The 1935-nt window shown below is 60.5% G+C and carries 3 protein-coding genes and 1 pseudogene; all 4 read left to right on the top strand.

Annotated elements, in window-relative coordinates:
* Positions 1 to 170: 170 nt before the first annotated feature.
* Positions 171 to 479, top strand: coding sequence for a PepSY domain-containing protein (locus KGA97_RS29370; protein ID WP_008025303.1), 309 nt, complete (start codon positions 171 to 173; stop codon positions 477 to 479).
* A complete protein-coding gene (locus KGA97_RS29375) occupies positions 479 to 784 on the top strand; it encodes a PepSY domain-containing protein (protein ID WP_008025305.1) in 306 nt (101 codons plus the stop codon). Before KGA97_RS29370 ends, KGA97_RS29375 begins: the two co-directional genes overlap by 1 nt.
* A gap of 3 nt (positions 785 to 787) precedes the next feature.
* Positions 788 to 1456 carry a response regulator transcription factor gene (locus KGA97_RS29380; RefSeq protein WP_008025306.1) on the top strand — a complete coding sequence of 223 codons (669 nt, stop codon included), beginning with the start codon at positions 788 to 790 and terminating at the stop codon, positions 1454 to 1456.
* A pseudogene (locus KGA97_RS29385) lies at positions 1453 to 1935 on the top strand (ATP-binding protein); the annotation flags it as partial. The gene KGA97_RS29380 and the pseudogene KGA97_RS29385, both read left to right, overlap by 4 nt.

Consider the following 1935-nt stretch of genomic DNA (forward strand, 5'->3'; position numbering starts at 1 on the left):
ACATTGATGTCGACTGACACGACGCCATCGCGAGCAGGCTCGCTCCCACAGGTTTTGTGTCGGTCGGTGATGGCGCGTTGTCATGGCCAATGATGGCAATTCAGTTTCAATTAAGTTCGAATCGCTAAGGTGCCTTCCGTACGCAACACATAAAAAATACGGAGACACCCATGAAAACCCTGACTGCCCTGTTCACTGCCTCCATCGTCGCCATGACCGTCAGCATCGCCCACGCTCGCGACCTGGGCCCCGACGAAGCCCTGCGGCTGCGCGACGCTGGTACCATTGTGTCTTTCGAGAAGCTCAACGCCACGGCACTGGCCAAACACCCAGGCTCGACGGTCACCGAAACCGAGCTGGAAGAAGAGTACGGCAAGTACATCTATCAGGTGGAGCTGCGCGACCCGCAAGGCCTTGAGTGGGACCTGGAATTAGACGCGGTCAGCGGGCAACTTCTCAAGGATCATCAGGATACGTAATGAAGGTGTGTTCATTGTCACGCATGGCGCTGGTGCTTCTGGCGTTTTGCTCGATCGTCATGGCCCGCGACCTTGATCAGGACGAAGCCCTGCGCCTGCGCCAGCAGGGCGTGATCCTGCCGCTCGAGCAAGTGGTGAAGCAGGCGCTGGAGCGTTATCCAGGCTCAAAACTGCTGGAAGCCGAGCTCGAAGAGAAACACGACGTCTACATTTATGAAGTCGAGTTGCTGACCACCGAAGGCGTGGTCCGTGAACTGGACCTCGACGCCGCCACTGGCGAGTTACTGAAAGACAAGGAAGATTGACCGATGCGATTGCTGCTGGTGGAAGACCATGTGCCCCTGGCCGACGAACTGATGGCCGGCCTCAACCGCCAGGGCTACGCCGTGGACTGGCTGGCCGACGGTCGAGATGCGGTGTATCAGGGCAGCAGCGAACCGTATGACCTGATCATCCTCGACCTCGGTCTGCCCGGTTTGCCGGGGCTCGACGTGTTGGCGCAATGGCGCGCCGGTGGGCTGGCCACGCCGGTGTTGATCCTCACCGCGCGCGGTTCGTGGGCCGAACGGATCGAAGGCCTCAAGGCCGGCGCCGACGATTACCTGAGCAAACCTTTTCACCCTGAAGAGCTGCATTTGCGCATTCAGGCGTTGTTGCGCCGTTCCCACGGCCAGGTCAATCAACCGACGTTGCAGTCGGCTGGATTGCACCTGGATGAAGGCCGCCAATGCGTGACTCGCGACGGCGCCGACATCCAGCTCACCGCCGCGGAGTTTCGCCTGCTGCGCTATTTCATGCTGCACCCCGAGCAGATCCTCTCCAAAAGCCACCTCGCCGAACACCTCTACGACGGTGAAACCGAGCGCGATTCCAACGTGCTGGAAGTTCACGTCAACCACCTGCGGCGCAAGCTCGGGCGCAGTGTGATCGAAACCCGTCGCGGTCAGGGTTACCTGTTCGGCGGGCAAGCGCAGTGAGGTCGATCCAGCGCCGCTTGAGTCTGGGGCTGATCAGCGTGATGGTGATCGTCGGCCTGGTGCTGGCGCAAACCAGCCTGTGGTTGTTCGAAGTGGGCTTGCAGCGCTATCTCGAAGCGGGGCTGCGCAACGACAGCGAAAGTTTGCTGGTGGCGCTGGTGCGCGGGCCGCAGGGCTTGCAGCTGGATGAGCGACATCTGTCACCCGCTTATCAACGGCCATTTTCCGGGCACTACTTCCGCATTGATTTTGCCGACAGCCATTGGCGCTCGCGTTCGTTGTGGGATCAGGAATTGCCGCGCCTCGACCATCCCGGCCTGCACAGCAACCTGCAACTGGGGCCGGAAGGCCAGCAATTGCTGGTCTTGCGTTCGGACTATCGCCGTTTGGGACAATCGATTTCCATCAGTGTCGCTCAGGATTACACGCCGGTGCGCGAGAGTTTCAAGCGCATGCAGCAAGTGGGGCTGGGGCTGGGG

The organism is Pseudomonas sp. BF-B-15 (assembly GCF_019946675.1).
Taxonomy (GTDB): domain Bacteria; phylum Pseudomonadota; class Gammaproteobacteria; order Pseudomonadales; family Pseudomonadaceae; genus Aquipseudomonas; species Aquipseudomonas migulae.

What these genes read in the sequence shown, in the direction of transcription:
- KGA97_RS29370 (WP_008025303.1), top strand. Translation starts at nt 171, where the DNA reads ATGAAAACCCTGACTGCCCTGTTCACTGCCTCCATCGTCGCCATGACC.
- KGA97_RS29375 (WP_008025305.1), top strand. Translation starts at nt 479, where the DNA reads ATGAAGGTGTGTTCATTGTCACGCATGGCGCTGGTGCTTCTGGCGTTT.
- KGA97_RS29380 (WP_008025306.1), top strand. Translation starts at nt 788, where the DNA reads ATGCGATTGCTGCTGGTGGAAGACCATGTGCCCCTGGCCGACGAACTG.